This window comes from Paenibacillus gallinarum (assembly GCF_014836635.1).
Lineage (GTDB): Bacteria > Bacillota > Bacilli > Paenibacillales > Paenibacillaceae > Paenibacillus > Paenibacillus gallinarum.
The window spans coordinates 68,161-84,062 of record NZ_JACSQL010000006.1 but is presented as its reverse complement, the minus strand read 5'-3'; the positions used below and the strand labels follow the sequence as shown (position 1 = coordinate 84,062).

Annotated in this window: 14 protein-coding genes and 2 pseudogenes; 1 reads left to right on the top strand and 15 read right to left on the bottom strand. The window is 40.2% G+C overall.

Annotated elements, in window-relative coordinates; translation table 11 throughout:
* Positions 1-33: 33 nt before the first annotated feature.
* The 12 genes and pseudogenes from H9647_RS14120 to H9647_RS26170 form a co-directional block, all read right to left on the bottom strand.
* Complete coding sequence (locus H9647_RS14120) at positions 34-486, bottom strand: DUF5662 family protein (protein ID WP_191801364.1); 453 nt, start codon at positions 484-486, stop codon at positions 34-36.
* 101 nt (positions 487-587) lie between these two features.
* Positions 588-1,148, bottom strand: a pseudogene (locus H9647_RS14110) (phosphotransferase).
* 148 nt (positions 1,149-1,296) lie between these two features.
* Positions 1,297-1,563 carry a hypothetical protein gene (locus tag H9647_RS14105; RefSeq protein WP_191800988.1) on the bottom strand — a complete coding sequence of 89 codons (267 nt, stop codon included), beginning with the start codon at positions 1,561-1,563 and terminating at the stop codon, positions 1,297-1,299.
* A 50-nt stretch (positions 1,564-1,613) separates the two neighbouring features.
* Complete coding sequence (locus H9647_RS14100) at positions 1,614-2,393, bottom strand: alpha/beta fold hydrolase (RefSeq protein WP_191800986.1); 780 nt, start codon at positions 2,391-2,393, stop codon at positions 1,614-1,616.
* Between the two features lie 96 nt (positions 2,394-2,489).
* Positions 2,490-2,999: a 2,4'-dihydroxyacetophenone dioxygenase family protein gene (locus H9647_RS14095; protein WP_191800984.1), complete on the bottom strand. Its 510-nt coding sequence runs from the start codon at positions 2,997-2,999 to the stop codon at positions 2,490-2,492.
* The gene (locus H9647_RS14090) at positions 2,983-3,789 is read right to left on the bottom strand and encodes a creatininase family protein (protein WP_191800982.1); all 807 of its coding nucleotides are present in this window, start codon (positions 3,787-3,789) and stop codon (positions 2,983-2,985) included. Before H9647_RS14090 ends, H9647_RS14095 begins: the two co-directional genes overlap by 17 nt.
* Positions 3,790-4,039: 250 nt before the next feature.
* Positions 4,040-4,441 (bottom strand): annotated as a pseudogene (locus tag H9647_RS25785) (discoidin domain-containing protein).
* Positions 4,442-4,470: 29 nt separating this feature from the next.
* Positions 4,471-5,874 carry a sulfatase-like hydrolase/transferase gene (locus tag H9647_RS14075; RefSeq protein ID WP_191800980.1) on the bottom strand — a complete coding sequence of 468 codons (1,404 nt, stop codon included), beginning with the start codon at positions 5,872-5,874 and terminating at the stop codon, positions 4,471-4,473.
* A gap of 39 nt (positions 5,875-5,913) precedes the next feature.
* Positions 5,914-7,434: an extracellular solute-binding protein gene (locus tag H9647_RS14070; RefSeq protein ID WP_191800978.1), complete on the bottom strand. Its 1,521-nt coding sequence runs from the start codon at positions 7,432-7,434 to the stop codon at positions 5,914-5,916.
* 23 nt (positions 7,435-7,457) lie between these two features.
* Positions 7,458-8,324, bottom strand: a complete 867-nt coding sequence (locus tag H9647_RS14065) for a carbohydrate ABC transporter permease (RefSeq protein WP_191800976.1) — start codon at positions 8,322-8,324, stop codon at positions 7,458-7,460.
* Positions 8,325-8,349: 25 nt separating this feature from the next.
* Entirely contained in the window at positions 8,350-9,243 is an 894-nt protein-coding gene (locus H9647_RS14060) for an ABC transporter permease (RefSeq protein ID WP_318245311.1), read from the bottom strand.
* A 193-nt stretch (positions 9,244-9,436) separates the two neighbouring features.
* Complete coding sequence (locus tag H9647_RS26170; protein WP_191800973.1) at positions 9,437-11,809, bottom strand: helix-turn-helix domain-containing protein; 2,373 nt, start codon at positions 11,807-11,809, stop codon at positions 9,437-9,439.
* A gap of 189 nt (positions 11,810-11,998) precedes the next feature.
* Here H9647_RS26170 and H9647_RS14050 point away from each other — a divergent pair, with 189 nt between their 5' ends.
* On the top strand, positions 11,999-14,017 hold the full coding sequence (locus H9647_RS14050) for an ATP-dependent DNA helicase (protein ID WP_318245310.1): 2,019 nt from the start codon (positions 11,999-12,001) through the stop codon (positions 14,015-14,017).
* Positions 14,018-14,092: 75 nt separating this feature from the next.
* Here the strand turns inward: H9647_RS14050 and H9647_RS14045 are convergent, their stop codons facing one another.
* From H9647_RS14045 to H9647_RS14035, 3 genes are all read right to left on the bottom strand, one after another.
* The gene (locus tag H9647_RS14045; RefSeq protein ID WP_191800971.1) at positions 14,093-14,992 is read right to left on the bottom strand and encodes an alpha/beta hydrolase fold domain-containing protein; all 900 of its coding nucleotides are present in this window, start codon (positions 14,990-14,992) and stop codon (positions 14,093-14,095) included.
* Between the two features lie 70 nt (positions 14,993-15,062).
* On the bottom strand, positions 15,063-15,254 hold the full coding sequence (locus H9647_RS14040) for a hypothetical protein (RefSeq protein WP_191800969.1): 192 nt from the start codon (positions 15,252-15,254) through the stop codon (positions 15,063-15,065).
* Positions 15,255-15,293: 39 nt separating this feature from the next.
* A complete protein-coding gene (locus H9647_RS14035) occupies positions 15,294-15,833 on the bottom strand; it encodes a GNAT family N-acetyltransferase (RefSeq protein WP_191800967.1) in 540 nt (179 codons plus the stop codon).
* Positions 15,834-15,902 lie beyond the last annotated feature (69 nt).

Here is a 15,902-nt window from a genome sequence, read left to right as displayed (position 1 = left end):
TTAAAACGGTTATATATAGCTTTATGTTTGATGTTATTTTTTCTTTATGAATCTTTCGAGTTCTTCCCTAGTATCTGGATGTAATATGATGTTGTTAGAGTTCACCATTCTTTCTACCAAATTAGAGTCTTTAACCTTACGTCCCCATTTTCTTGAGAACGATCTCCAATCACAAACCATTTCGATCATATATTTCTTAGGCATCGGTAAAGCTTCTTTAGTGTCTTTATTTACGATCCAGTATTCCCAGTGGTGTTTATTATGGTTTTGATGATGCAGCCATGCATATCTCCACGCTAATTCTATATTCTCATTTTTTTGATTTGAATAGAATTTACGTGCATAAGGAGCAAACTCTTTAGGTGAAAATTTAGACATATCATGTACGATGCCCTCGATATATAATCCTTCTTTCCAGCATTCAATCAATACATTTAACTTATGATCGATGACATAGAGAAAATATCGCCAATAAACTAGAAATATAGCAACCCTCTCCCTTGTAATTGGTTATAGGACGTCTGCGATAGAATTACAATAATAAAGTGTCGATAATAAGATGAAATTTCATTCTGCTCTCATTCAACTCAGATATAATAGGGATCTGATATACCTGAATCCCCCAAATCAATAAATGCTTCAATGCGGCCATCATTGATCATCACATTCCCAGAGCCATAATCACCATGGGTAAAAACTAATTCATCTACAGGTGCTTTATTCTACTCTAAAAAGTCAATTAGTTGCTCCATTGTAAGATTGGGAAATATGTTGTAAATAGCAACTCTGACTTCGCTCTCTCTTTCATTCATATTCATTTTCACCATATCAATTAGTTTATCTGATAATAAATCAGTAAAATCGCAATGGTTAATGGGGACATTATGTATTGTTCTTAAGCCTTCTCCCAAAATATAACCTAGACTTTTTTGTCCTTCTTTTTGCTGATACTCTTCAGAAGTAGATCCTGCTATATAAGTCATAACTAAGTATTCCTTACCATTCTCCACCTGGTAACCGATTACCTTAGGAGTTGGAATGGTTTTATGTGCCCATTTTAGTCTTTCTGCTTCACGTAATAAACTACCATACTCATTAATGTTCTTTACTTTCAGTACGTACTTTGCAGAATTACTAAATTCTAATATATACAGCTATATACAGCGATTGATAATGTCTTCCTTTATCAATTTTTGTCGTTTTAATTAATTCTGATAAATTGACTAAGGTACTTGGTATCGATAATTGGCTATTCTTCATTTCGTCTCCTTCCTTACAAGTCCGCATTCAACTCCATTAATTATTATTTTCTCTCGGTTCTATATATTGTTCTAATTCTTTTTCAATTTCTTCATCATCCATGTTTAATTCACTTGCTTCATCTATCCCATGGAACTTTTCTATATTATTTATTCTCTCTTTTAATTTTTGATTTTCACCGTACAGAGATCCTATTAAACCAGCTAGTATGAATAAAAAAATGAGTCCTCCCATTTCTCCACTAGTTAACGTAAGAAGCAAAAAAACTACCGCACTCAGGATCATTCCTAGAACAAAATACATTTCCACTATTCCTCCCATACAAAAAAGGCTTCCATGACTCTTTTACTCCATTACCGTGTGACAGGGATCAGACTACTCGGTAATTCTCTGTCATGAATCCAAGCATCAACCATCTTGTTAAATAAATCAGGTAAAGCAAGGGATACCCCATGACCAACACTCGGTATGATTAACCCTTTACAATTCATATTTTTGTCTAATAAATCTGATACAGATTTTTTCATTATTTGTTTTTCGTGATTTCCAACCGTAATTAAAATCTTTGCTTTAGACCTACTGAAATCTTTCGGTATACGAAAAGACATGTTTTCTTCAAGAATTTTGATAAGAGTGTTCCGCTCCATATCCGTTGTTTCTTTATAATACGTCTCAAACATTTGATCTCCGATATATAACTGTTTAGCTTGAATCTTCGAAAAGGCACGATTTTTAGTTAACCTATACGTTAAACGGATCGTAGGATTAATAATTTTAGTAGCTAATGGAACAGGCCTAACAAGTGCACTGTTTATTATTGCATAATCTACTAGATCTGGATTCAGACTGAGTATTTTAATAGCGATTTGTGCACCTAAAGAAAATCCGACTAGAATCACTCTTTTACCTTGTGCTTTCGCTAGAATTAAACTCAATATTTCTTCCGCACTGCTAGTAATAGAAAATTCCATTTTTGAACTGAGGCCATGTCCAGGTAAGTCCGGAACTAAGCAATGATAATCATGAAAGCATTCCAATTGCTTCTCCCACATCCAACCGCTGACTCCTCCCCCATGTAAAAAAACAATGAGAGGATTTTCTAAATCACCTGACTCTTTATAAAATAACCGCAAAATAAACACCACCTTTAATGCTTGAAAGGTACTCCCCAGAGTTAGTCCACATTGAAATTACATTGTTATACGATGTCTAAGCCTTCAGAGTACAATTCAATAAATAAGATCATCCACTATTTCTATTCCTTTTTCATTGCAATAGTCCTTATACTTCTTTAATACGGTATAGATATCATCCTGACCAATAACTCTATTATTTGCGTCAAAATATTGAAGTGAACCACCTAAGATGAATAATGTAATGACCTCTTCATCTTCAGTAATCAGAGTGTGTATATCTCCTGGAGGCTCAAAAATAAAAGTCCCTGGTTTCGCGGTCCAGTTACGCCCTTCGTATCTCCATTGTCCCTGTATGTTGTAACCAATAACTGAACCACCCGTATGACGATGAGGGGTCAATACTTTATTGCTTTTTATTTTAAAAAGGTACGTCCAAGTCCCCGTAGAAAGATCAAATCTTAGAGGTTTAAAATAACAGTTAACTTCCTCTTCTTCTCCTTCATCAAAAGGAACCCAAGGTAAATCATCAATATGAAATACCCTTTCAGGTAATTGAATGTTTTCTGCTAGTTTTATGACAGCTTCATTAATTAATTGGTTCATATCGTCTTCTCCTAAGTTCTGACTTTTTACAGGTTTTTCCACCTTGAGTCTTTCTGTTATACGCATCTTCTAAAAGTTCTTTAAGCCCTTCGGCTTTTCTCTCCATAAAGGTACTCCAAAATATCTTTCCCTTAAGAGCTAACTCTTCCGGAGTATATAATTCTGGATCAAAATTACCCCAACACCCGTCTGAGGTTAACTTATCCCAGCCCATAAAATCAGCGTATTGTTTATTTTCACTAGGTATATTCGATCCCATCGATTCTAATTTGACCTTATCGGGGCACAGCCACATGGCAGTACATACCGACAATAAACCTCCGTGCATTTCATCTAATCCTTCTAATTCTGCTGCTTGAATGGCAACTGACCATGCATCATGATGATGATGAGGATGAATGACTATTATTTCAGGATATTTATAATTAATGTGCTTAATGAATGCCCCTTCCCAATAAGAACCGCCATGACCTGAGCAAATAACAAACTTCTTGAATCCTTGTCTCATTAACCCGGCCATAATTTCTTCTATCATGGTTGTTATTAAGTTCGGACTAATGGTTACCGTTCCTTTATAGTTCGCATGTTCCTCAGAAGTATTAAAAGGTAGAGTAGGGAGTACATAAGCACCTAACGCTCTGCCATATACTTCAGCATATCTTTCAGCGATTAAATTATCCAAATGCATAGGCAAATAAGGACCAAACTGTTCAGTAGCGCCGATCGAGATAATTGCTGTATCGATACCGCTTTCAAAGAGTTCTTTGGTGGTATTCGTATAATTCAACATGAAATCACAACCTTTCGGAGAATGTGTATGTATGTTCGGCCAAACAATCGACTCATTATAGTAGAACACGGTCACCCTGTTTCTTACTGTTATATCACTAAAACATAAGAGTATGTTAAATGTAAGCAAAATTACATATCATTATAATCTATTTTACATAAAATTCTAGTATATATGGTTCACTCTACCTTAGAATTGAACGGTAGAGTGAACCATATGTAGACTGAGTAGCAAGGTATTTTGATAACGTCTAGTATATTTCAGGAGTCGGCTCTGCATCATAAAAGACGCTTGCTTCCCTAATGGAAGCCCAGAAGTTTGATGGTGTTGCACCACTGATTGTAATTCGTACATACCTTGCATTTACGGTTTCAAAAAGATTTACGGTATCTCCGAGAGTAACAGATAGTGTATCTGATACCACAGGCGTAAAGGTTTCGTTATCAGTAGATACTTGAATTTTATAACCGTATTTTCGAGTTTCTTGTCATTTAAAATTAATGTTCGTTCGATTAATTTACTTCACCTGACCAAGATCCACTTGCCACCATTGCGACAAGGCACCACTGCTTGCGGCCCAACGTGTCGAGGGATTCCCGTCATTTGCATTGTCGCTAAGCAGGTTGAATTGGTAACGATATCTCTTAGGCATATGTTACTCCTCTCAAACTATAGCTTCATTCATTGATCAGAATAGACTTGCTGGCCCTCTCCCTTGACTCCTGCCAATTGGACTTGCCCATAACCGGTCACAGGCTCGCGAACTCCATCCATTGCAGGGTCAACGTAACGTACAAACCAACTTTCCAGGTGAGCCTTCATACGGATGCGTTTTTGTTCAGTGACCGGATCGTCAATCAAGTTGTTCCGTTCATTCGGGTCGTTAACCAAATCGTACAGCTCATGTGGTCCGTATGGATAACGGTGAACATATTTCCACTCACGTGTCCGGATCATGCGTACGGGACCATATTCATCAAAGATAACAATATGATCGTTGACGCTAGTGCTGTTATTCTCTCCCTCAAGCAGGGAGTTGAAGCTCTTTCCTGGTAGACTGTTTGCTTCCGTATTATTTAGGTGGACGTATTCCAGAAGTGTCGGCATAAAATCATAACCGCTCACCAAATGGTCACAGACAAGCCCCTGTGGTATACGTCCCGGATGACTGAAGATAGCGGGTACTTTAACCGAAGTATCGAACATGTTCTGTGGGAACGTACCGTTACCCTTGCCCCATATGCCGTGCTGCCCGCAATTAAAGCCGTTATCACCCAAGAAGCAAATCAACGTATTTTCGCGCAAGCCTCTTTCCTCCAGCTTATCTATAATTCGTCCGATATTCTCATCCATAGCAGTTATCGCTGCGTAATATCCCTTCAGATTCTCACGCCAATCTTCTCCCCATGGGGCTGTAGGAATCGACCAAGGATGTCTTGGCTCCTGTGGACATGATTCAAATTCGCAATCCTCGTAAGAATCGATTAGATGCTGCGGATGACTGTCGATCCATGGGCTGTGCGGGGCCGTGAAGTGAACGCTTAAATAAAACGGGCTATCATCGCCCTGTTGATCTAGAAAATGCAACGCGTCATCTGTAATTACATCTGTTAGATATCCGGATTCAGTAACCATTTCCCCATCTCGAATCATTGGCGCATCATAATACGGACCGCCACCTTGCTGATGAACGTACCAATGTGAAAAGCCTTTCTGAGGGCGAAGGCTATCACCAAGATGCCACTTTCCGCTAATTCCGCAAGTATACCCCGCAGCAGCAAGTAGTTCGGTATAGGCGGTTTGATCTCGTAAATACTCGATTGGGCGCTCGCCTACATTACCGGAGCGAATCCAATCATGTACTCCATGCTGCGATGGAATGCGTCCTGTCATTAGAGAAGCGCGTGCTGGTGAGCAAACGGGAGAGGTGCAGAAAAAGCTAGAAAATCGCATCCCCTCTGCCGCCAACCGGTCAAGTGAAGGTGTGCGAACTTCCGTATTTCCAGCGCATCCCATTGCCCAGGCACCTTGGTCATCACTCAGAATAAATACAATATTCGGTTTATTTTCTTTTGATGAAGTCATGTATCACACAGTTCCTCCCTATTTAACGTGAGAATCATCCTATTGCTGAGCCGTATACGCTTCTTGGACGGCTTCCAACACTTCATTCCCGCCTTGATCACGCCAATTCTTCGATAACTCCGCAAGCCCGGCATCTATTTCCATTTTGCCTGTTATTATATCGATATAGTACTGGTTAAACAGCTCATCTAGTACGCCACCATGATCAATCTCTGCTTGCGTTGTTTTGTCCACAAGATTAGATACTACGTTGTTAGAAGCAATTTCAACAGATTCTTTTGCACGATCAGCCTGGGGCTCAGTTAAAGGTAAATAATTATTCGTGAGCGGCCATACGACGCTTCCCCAAGCGAGTGGATGAGCCCAACCGTTTGCAGCAAAGCTGTCTATAGCACGCTCTTCCTCATTGTAGATGACCTTATCGCCCTCTTTTGTATAGTGTATACCTTCAATTCCTAGCTCTAACAGATCGCGTCCTTCTTTAGAGAGCATAAATTCAATGAATTGTGCTGCTTTTTCCGGGTTTTTCGCCGCACTTGTAACCGCAGTAAATAGACCACTCTTCTTCTCAGAGGACATACCCCGATCGCCTTTCGGTCCTGCAGGAGGTGAAGTATAACCAAGCTTCCCCTGCGGATTCACCTTCTGTAAATTGGTCTCCAGTCGATTTACATGTCTAAATAATGGAGTTCCCATAAAACCAACCTTACCCTGATAGAATTTTTGTTCTCTTTGTTGTGTATCATTCAGAAGAAATTCAGGGTCGATCAGCTTCTCCTGCCATAATTCACTCAGATATTGCAATCCTTGCTTAAAGCCAGAATGCTCGAAGATTGGTGCCACTTCACCCTGGTTGTTCAACACCCAGTCCCCGTGCTCGAGGCCATAAGCGTAGTGAACAAAATTAAAATCCGCAAAAACTCCCGAACTCTTTTGAGCTGTTATCCCATACGTATCGTCTTTACCGTTACGATCAGGATCTTCCATTGTTATCGCTTTTAGCACCTGACGGAATTCATCTAATGTTTGTGGCGGCTCAAGTCCAAGCGTCTCAAGCCAATCTGAGCGGTAAGCGAGGGTATAATTGGACCTCTGTGATTCAATAAAAGGATATCCGTAGAATTGACCGTCAATCGCCGTCCATAGGAGATCTCGCTCGAGCGTTTCCTTGACCGTCGGCATCGATGGAAGATAGTCGTTTAGTGGAATAACAAGACCTTCATTAATCCATTGGCTGAGAGAGGCTGAAGGGTAATTAATGGTCACAACATCCGGATAATCTCCCGTGGCCATGGCTACGTTAACTTTCTCGAAGCTAGCCTCAGGTACAACCCTAACCTCTAAGTCGATCCCAAGACGATTATTGATTTCTGCGATAATGCGATCATCCTTTTGAATCGCTTGCGCCGCGCTGTCTCCTGTCGTAAGAAACACAATTTTGTCAGCAGCATTTGAAGGATTACTATTGCTGTTAGTGTTCAAATTAGAAGTATTGCAGCCTGTGGTTACAATCATAATTGTAGCAATAGCGATGAAATACCAACTTTTCTTTCTCAACATTTCCATCATCCCTTCAATCGCTGTTATTCTTTGACCGCTCCGAGTATCGCGCCTTGTACAAAATACTTCTGAAAGAATGGATAGACAAGCATAACCGGGACGGTAGTAATCATGATTGCCGCCATCTTAGCCGGTTGTCCCAGTAGGAAAAGACTGTCTCCTCCTGATTGGAACGCAGCTTCGTTGTCGATGAGGATGGATCGGAGAAACAATTGCAGCGGCCAGAGATCCTTGTCAACAACGTACATAACAGCCGTGAAAAAATCGTTCCAACGGGCAACCGCATAGAATAGCGATACGGTCGCAATTACAGGCATAGATAAGGGCAGCACGATCCTTAGTAGTATTCCAAAATCATTGCAACCGTCTATACGTGCCGATTCCTCGAGACTTTTCGGAAATCCGTCGAAGAAGCTACGCATAATAATCAAATTATAGGTTGTCACAGCTGTCGGAATGATCATGGCCCAGATGGTATCCATCATTCCAAGCTGTCTCACTACAATGTAATTAGGAATAATACCTCCACTGAACATCATCGTAAATATAATCAAGAACATGAATGTACGTCCTCCGGGGAGCTCCCGTTTAGAGAGTGCGTACGCAGCTAGCGTTGTAATAATCATGCTGATAATAGTACCGACAACGGTTATAAATATACTGACGGAATAAGAAGACCATAATTGTTTCAAATTTAAAACAGCTAAGTAGGCTTCGAAGGTTATCTTTTCTGGGATAAAATGAAAATTAGAGGATAAGCTGCTCTCCATCGGACTAATCGATACAACAAAGGAGTCCCAGAAAGGATATAGTGTGAGCAAACCAAGCAAAAGCAGGAACAACATGTTGGCTATTTCAAAACATTTGCCGCCAAACCCCATACGGGACATCGAGTAATCCTCCTTTTAACCTTGCCTAATAGATGCCTCTTTCTCCGAATCTTCGTGCAAGCCGATTAGCGACTATAAGTAAAACAAAATTAATGACAGACTTAAACAAGCCTACCGCAGTCGATAAACTGTATTTCCCCTCGGTTAAACCGATCCGATACACATAGGTATCGATAATATCTGCTACGCGGTATACGCCCGGATGATAGAGCACGAATATCTGCTCGAATCCGGCTTCCATCATACTGCCTATTCGTAGAATGAACAGAATAATGATCGTACTCCGAATACTAGGGAGAGTAATATGCCATATACGCCTCAAACGGCTCGCTCCGTCCACTACCGCCGCTTCGTATAAGCTTGGATTCACTCCTGCAAGAGCAGCCATATAAATAATAGTGTTCCAGCCAAATTCCTTCCAAATCATCGATCCAACAAGCACGCTGCGAAAGTAGCTCTCATCCGTCAAGAATCCAACCGATTCTCCACCAAACTTCCTTATTACCTCATTAATGACCCCGCCATTAATGGATAGCAGATTAATTATTAATCCTCCCATGATCACCCATGAAATAAAGTGTGGCAGGTAAATAACAGTTTGAATGGATCTTTTAAAGAATAGGTTTCTAACTTCAAATAGAAGAATAGACACAAAGAGTGGCAAGGGAAATCCAAATATAAGCCGATACAAGCTGATGAGAACTGTATTCTCAAATACCTGCCAAAACTTATCTAATTGAAACAAATATTCAAAATGCGTAAGTCCAACCCATGGGCTGCCCATAATACCTTTCGAAAAGCTAAACTGCTTAAATGCGATCAGCGCTCCGTACATCGTGTAATAATGAAAGATTGCATAGTAGAGTATTGCTGGAAGTAACATGATATACAGATAGCGGTATCGAAAAAGTCGCCTCACGTTTTTTTAACCTCCTTTCTAACTTAACACAGTGGTTATGTCGGATTTATAAACATCATAAGTGAGGCGGTTGACTCACTCAAGACTCAAAAATACATTTTGGTGTTCATTTTCCGCCTTTATCAGGTATCATTTTTAATGTTAAGTATGAATTATCGCTAATTGTTTCCGATTTAGGGAGGAGTGAGCCATTCTACACTTGATCTACATTCATATTATTTAATCGATGCAGGACAGCATTATTGCGATACTCGCTAGGCGTTTGGCCCGTATATTTCCGGAATGCGCGCAGTAAATTCTGCTTTTGAACAAATCCTGTTGCATCTGCGACCATAATAATAGTTTGATCCGTCTCTCTTAATAAACGGCAAGCTTCTTCTACACGAATTCTCGACAAATACTCAATAAATGATGTGCCATTCACTTCTTTAAATACTTTTGAGAAGTATTGACTGTTCGTATAAGCCAAATCAGCCACGGTTTGCAGATTGATCGGTTCACGATAATGTTCTCTAATATAGTCCGTTAGCTTATTGATCACTTCAACGTTTTTATTCTCGTGTTTACGCTGAAGCTCCGCCACAATAGTTTCAAACACACCCTCAAACCACACCCCAATCTCCTCTAGCGACTGCAACCGATTAAATGCAAGATAGAGATTATCTTTCTCTTCCGGTTTCCCTTCTTTCCCTGACATCTCTAAGCAAATCATCATGATGTTATTAAGTAAATAATGCAATATCATGTCCTTGTAGGCATAATCTGACTGCTTGTTTGTTTTGAGCTGCTTGAACATCATATTCTTCGACTGTAAGGCTTTATCGAGATGCCCTCCTTTTAAATGAACGATCATCTGATCTGCTTGCTGACGATACGTAATGAATCGATTACGATTCGAAGGATTAAGCTGCAATTCATCAATCGATACAATACCGCCGATTCCTGCAATTCGTTCGTATAAGAGTGCTTCTGTTGCCCCCTGATAAGATAAAGTTATCTCTGATAGCTGTTCGTAACGGCCTCCTATTCCTATCGTGAGTTCGGTTCCTATCAGTTCTTCGGCGACCGCGCACTTCAATTCGTAAGCCAGCAACTTCGCTTGTTGATGCGATTGCTCATCAGAATCCCCCCATTGTTTAGCATTCATAATCATAATGTCCTGTTGGTAATCACTTAAATAAGCGCCCTTCCCGAATCTCTCGATCATCAACTCGCATATCGTCCGAAAACGGAAAAGATAGGTGTCACGTATGTGTTGTGCTTTTTCTGCATCATCAACTTGCGGCAGATGGACACGCAGCGCTAAGACAACAAAACAATGCTGCTCTAACGGGATTTGATAATAGTTCAATTGTTGAATTAAATCATCATTATCATCATCCTTTTTACCGGTAAGAAGACTAAGTAGGAGATGATCCCTCATAATGAGATGCTGATGTTGAAATTTGACTCTCATTTCATTGTTTTCATTATGTAGCTGACTGATTGTTGTTACCATCTTTTGAACGGGTTTGGAGTAATTTCTGGATATTACAATAGCAAGCAAAGACCCTACAGCAATACCTATGATCGAGGCCGTCAGTGTTAACATGATTACTTCATTAGAGTGCTTGAACACTTCTGCGATGGGGTTGAGTGCAATGTAAATCCAGCCATTAAATGGCGATGTCCAAACAGAAACCAAATTAGTTACCCCATCGATATCCAGAGTAAGTGAACCTTGCTTATGACTCTTTATTTGATCTGTGATACTATCCAAGCCCAGTCCGCTCGTAATTAGATTCTTATCTTTGTAGGATAAGACATCTCCACTTTGGTCTAATATAGCAACGTTGCCAAGCTTGCTTTGATTCGTGTTGATAACAGCATTGTAAAGGATGTCCTCCTTTAAATTAACAATCAACACACCTCTTTTATTTAAGTTTTGCAGGGGAACGTTCGTTAAAAAACTAATCATGTTTTCTTCCTTCCCCAAAGAATTTGGGAGACTCAAAGACAGCCATGTAGAAGTCATTTTCTTTTGTATAAAGGAATCGATCTCGTATTCAAATGGAGAGCTAGTGAAGTTTGTAATACCCGAATCCGATAAAAGCTTATTATTGGCAATACTATATATATAGATAGAATCAATATAATTGGAAGAATTCACACTATCCATCAGCAGATCACTCGTGTTTTTCAAATAGGAAAAATCCTCTTCTGGCTTCCACTGGAACCAAATTGATCTTTGAACGTCTGTATTCATCGCAATCGAAGTTGCCGTTTTCTGCGCCTCTTCAAGTGCTTGTTTCACAATCTTCTCCGTTTGTATAAGAAGTTCTCCATTAGTGGTAATGGTCTTCTCTTTTAGTAAGCTGTTCGTGTAGCGAAATACCAACGCCCCAATAACTATAGCTACAATAATGACTGCAATCGTTAATTGAGCCAACAAGCGTATAAACACAGTACGTTTCATTTCTCCCATTGCTTTCATTCCTTCCTCTTCTACATGAAACAAAAAAAGTGCCTGATGTGGCTTTTTGCCCTCGGCACCTTGGTCGCTTAAGAAAAATGTGATATCGCTCACATATTATCAAATTAATTCCAATAAAACAAGTGTGAATTATAGGTATTCAAGACGAGACTTGGCCGAAAAAGAAATCAGTAAGGCGTCATATTATATACTGACACTTGACGGCTAAGATAGCATCGAAGATAATTACAACCACACCAAAATTTGTAGCATTTAGATGATTGATTTTGAAAAGAGGCGATCGTGATTAGCGGGTTAAGTGATCTCTATAAATTACAGAAGCAGGGACCAAAAAAGGATATCGAAACCCCTTTAGTCAATGCCATCTTCCGGATGTATGATAAATTCCCAAGACTAGGCCTTAATGAGCGGATTGGTCAGCAAGATATGTCTCTGGATATCGCTGATGCTTATATACATAGCCGTAATGCGATGATTGAAGCTGGAGTCGGCATTGGTAAGTCCTTCGCTTATCTCATTCCTAGTCTGCTCATTAACCTTATCTCACAGCAGCCGATCATTATTGCAACCTCCTCCATACAGCTCTCAGAACAGATCCATAAAGATCTAAGATTCATCGGAAGCCGGCTCGGATTTTCATCCGTTCGCTCTGTAGTCGGAAAAGGCATGGGGCAGTATGCTTGCCGATATAGAGCAGCAGACCTGATTAAGACAGGTGATTCAAGCTCCTCTCTATCTACGCTGGCTCAGCGTATAGTGAATTATGATATTGATGAAAGAGCAGATATTAAGGGCGGGGTTAGTGACGTACTATGGTCCAATGTCTGTGTGAATGATTGTACATTTGAACGTTGCCAATATAAAAGCACATGTTCATTTTATGAGATGCGAGCTAAAATTAACGCCAGCACGAACGCCATGGATTTTATTATCGTAAATCAGGACCTGCTCATTCGTGATTTAATTAAGAAAAAAGAAGGTTCAAAGGGGTTAATCACTGAGCGGCCGGCTCTAATCGTTATTGATGAAGCTCATAATCTAGAAGCAAAGGTTAGAGATGCAAGGACCCTCGAGTTCACATTCCGGAGGACATGCCGTATTTTGGATGACGCTCTACAGCTTCTCTACAAGCAATCCGCAGATAAGAGTCTTTTCACGCAATTTAAGTGGTTAAAAAAGTGTGTTAGTCACATTTTTAAACAGGTAGAGGCAGATCTACTGCAGACAGCCAACCAGGACAATGACCGGATTAAAGTTTCAGAGATCACAGGCATTCCCTTAAAACGTGGAGTGCAGATTTTGAAAGAGTTTAATCTCAGCCTCTCTGTCTTAACTTCCCGGCATGAGCGGGAAATCGACAATATTTTTGAAGCCATGAACGGTCTTATCGATCTCTTTGAGGTGCTCGCTGGTGTGGAGGACAACTATCTCATCTGGGCAAGTAAAACTCAACGTGAGGCCACCGTAAGTATCTGTCCAAAAGGCATTAGTCAATTTTTAAAACACTCCTTATTTAACGGCAAGACTTCAGTTATTTTAACGTCAGCAACGCTTTGCCAGAGTGGTGAAACACTGGAGGAACAATACTCATATCTTACACAGTCCCTTGGATACAAGGGAGATTATATGGAGCGCCAAGCTTCACCGTTTGATTATGACTACCATACCATGATGTATATTGCCAAAGATGTCCCCTACTATAACCATAAGAACCGGGAACATTATCTTGAAGCGGCATACAAGGAACTGATAAGGCTTTGTAATTTAACGGTCGGACGAACACTGGTCCTTTTTTCAGCTAAGGAAGATATGAAGTACGTTCATAAGAAGTTAAATGCTGAGAAGCTTGCATGGACGTTACATGTTCAAAGAGAAGGCTCGTCTCAGGACGGGGTGATTGCTGAATTCCGAGGCAGTAAAGGCGTCCTTCTAAGTACCGGTGTGTTCTGGGAAGGTGTAAATATTGAAGGTTCCGATTTGTCGCAGTTAATTATCTTCCGTCTGCCTTTCCCTGTTCCTTCCGATCCTGTCTATGAATACAAGGCCTCTCTGGTAGAGAATCCCTTGAAAGAAGTGTTTGTACCGGACATGCTGCTCCGGTTAAGACAAGGAACCGGGCGTCTGATTCGTAGTGAGACTGACCTTGGTGTACTCAGTATACTCGATTCCCGTCTTTCCATTGCAGCCAAAAAGGATTACAGAGATAAGGTACTAGAAACTTTACCCTTTAAAAGGGTTACAGAAGATTATAAAATTCTAGAACAGTTTGTAGAAGAAAAAGGGATAAGCATTAGGCAATGAGAAATTACGGACATGAAATGATGTCTTATTTCAACATGTACAGTGAGCACCTCTTCTAATTCATACGTTCCCTCTTCATCGAGGTCGATGTAAGTGAGTAGATAAGAACTTCGCCGTGACGTCAAGCACTTGTGAATTCCAAAAGCCTGGTCCATGATCTGCGCCTACTACTTTATAGAAGAATGCTCTCTGTCCATGCGCTTTCAAAGCTTTATACATCTCTATGCTCTGGTTTATATGTACAACATGGTCACTGTCTCCATGCACGATAAGAATCGGTGGAAGCGCCTTATCCAAATCTTGATGAAGTGGACTTGCCTTCTTCGCCAATTCTATATGTTCCTGTACCTTTCCACCAATGAACAAGGCTTCAGGAGAATCAGCCGCATCATGGTCAAGAATATTATTGTACTTCCCTAAAGTCAGTAGGTCCGTAACCCCATAATAATCGATGACCGCACTAACTTCATCTGACTCCTCACTGTAAAGGCCGTTATCATACTCGCCCACCGTAAGCCCCGTCATTAAGGAGAGATGTCCGCCGGACGAATCGCCCCATACCGCTACGCGTTCCGGATCAATACCATACTCCTCTGCATTCTTGCGCATATACCGAATCGCGCATTTCACATCCTCAACAGCAGCTGGAAAACGCGCAACATCCGTGTCCCGTATTTCTACACTGGCAATCACATATCCCTTAGCTGCCATCTGAACGAGATTAGGAATGGAAGAATATATATCCTGTTTTCTCCATGCGGATCCTTGTATATATACGATTAGAGGAAACTTGTATCCGCTTCGGGAGGGCGTTATGATCTGCAGTCTTCGTTCCACATCGCCGTATTTGGCATAAACTACGTCAGGACGGTAGCTGCAAGAATAATAAGATTCTCCCCCCGCAAACTCCCCATATATAATCTGTGTTCCTTCAGGTGTTTCATTGGCTGCAATACTCGCTGCTTTCTGATCCACGTTTAACAACTCCTTTACCTAAATAGTAGATTCACTGTGGTGAAGATGAGTGTCCGAACTGGAGTCGTCATCACCATTCATTAAATATAGCAACTATAGCAATACACCAAACAATAAGTCCAAATAGAAGCCCACTCCAAAATACTTCAGCTGTATATGACTTGTTATTAACAATTTTTTTGATTGCTCTTAATAATGCGACTATGAACAAAAAACCTAATATTGGCATTATATAAACAGCGATAAACAAAAATACAATCAAGATTCGAGTTCCTCCTTCTGGAGAATCCTATTTGAAAACTTATTTCTCTGTATTATCAAACCGAAATATTAGTTTTTGTCCGTCAAAGGTATCATCATTTAACTCAACATAATCGCCTTTACTATAATTAGAAACGGTCTTCCGCCAAAATCTTTGTCCCGTTGGGTTTCTTTCAGAAGGATTAGTGAACAATTCCCATCTCCCCTTGAATTGATCAAACACTTTGGTAGCAGCCTGTTCAGCGATACCTTGACCTCTATATGGACGTAATAAAAAGAACTCATGTACAAAATAGTCAACATTCTCTGCACAATACGGGGAAGTAGCAATGAGGATAAACCCCGCCGGACAATCATCTGCTAAAATTAAAAAGGGATGCAAACTGTCTGGTTTTTCCCACCAAATATTTTGCACTTCGTATTGATCACTTAGTGTTTTAAAATCATCACTTTCTTCATAAATCCCATGAACATTTGGATACCTGACATAGTGTTCTGATAGATCATACAGATATAAAGGATATATGTTTTTTATTATGTGTGATTCCTCTTTACTGGTTAATTGCACTTTGATATTCATAAATTCGCTCCTTAGATATAATTTGTAGGCTCTGTACCTTAATTCTTATAAGATATCAAATTGTACATA

What these genes read in the sequence shown, in the direction of transcription:
- H9647_RS14105 (WP_191800988.1), bottom strand. Translation starts at nt 1,563, where the DNA reads ATGTATTTTGTTCTAGGAATGATCCTGAGTGCGGTAGTTTTTTTGCTT.
- H9647_RS14095 (WP_191800984.1), bottom strand. Translation starts at nt 2,999, where the DNA reads ATGAACCAATTAATTAATGAAGCTGTCATAAAACTAGCAGAAAACATT.
- H9647_RS14090 (WP_191800982.1), bottom strand. Translation starts at nt 3,789, where the DNA reads ATGTTGAATTATACGAATACCACCAAAGAACTCTTTGAAAGCGGTATC.
- H9647_RS14075 (WP_191800980.1), bottom strand. Translation starts at nt 5,874, where the DNA reads ATGACTTCATCAAAAGAAAATAAACCGAATATTGTATTTATTCTGAGT.
- H9647_RS14070 (WP_191800978.1), bottom strand. Translation starts at nt 7,434, where the DNA reads ATGTTGAGAAAGAAAAGTTGGTATTTCATCGCTATTGCTACAATTATG.
- H9647_RS14065 (WP_191800976.1), bottom strand. Translation starts at nt 8,324, where the DNA reads ATGTCCCGTATGGGGTTTGGCGGCAAATGTTTTGAAATAGCCAACATG.
- H9647_RS14035 (WP_191800967.1), bottom strand. Translation starts at nt 15,833, where the DNA reads ATGAATATCAAAGTGCAATTAACCAGTAAAGAGGAATCACACATAATA.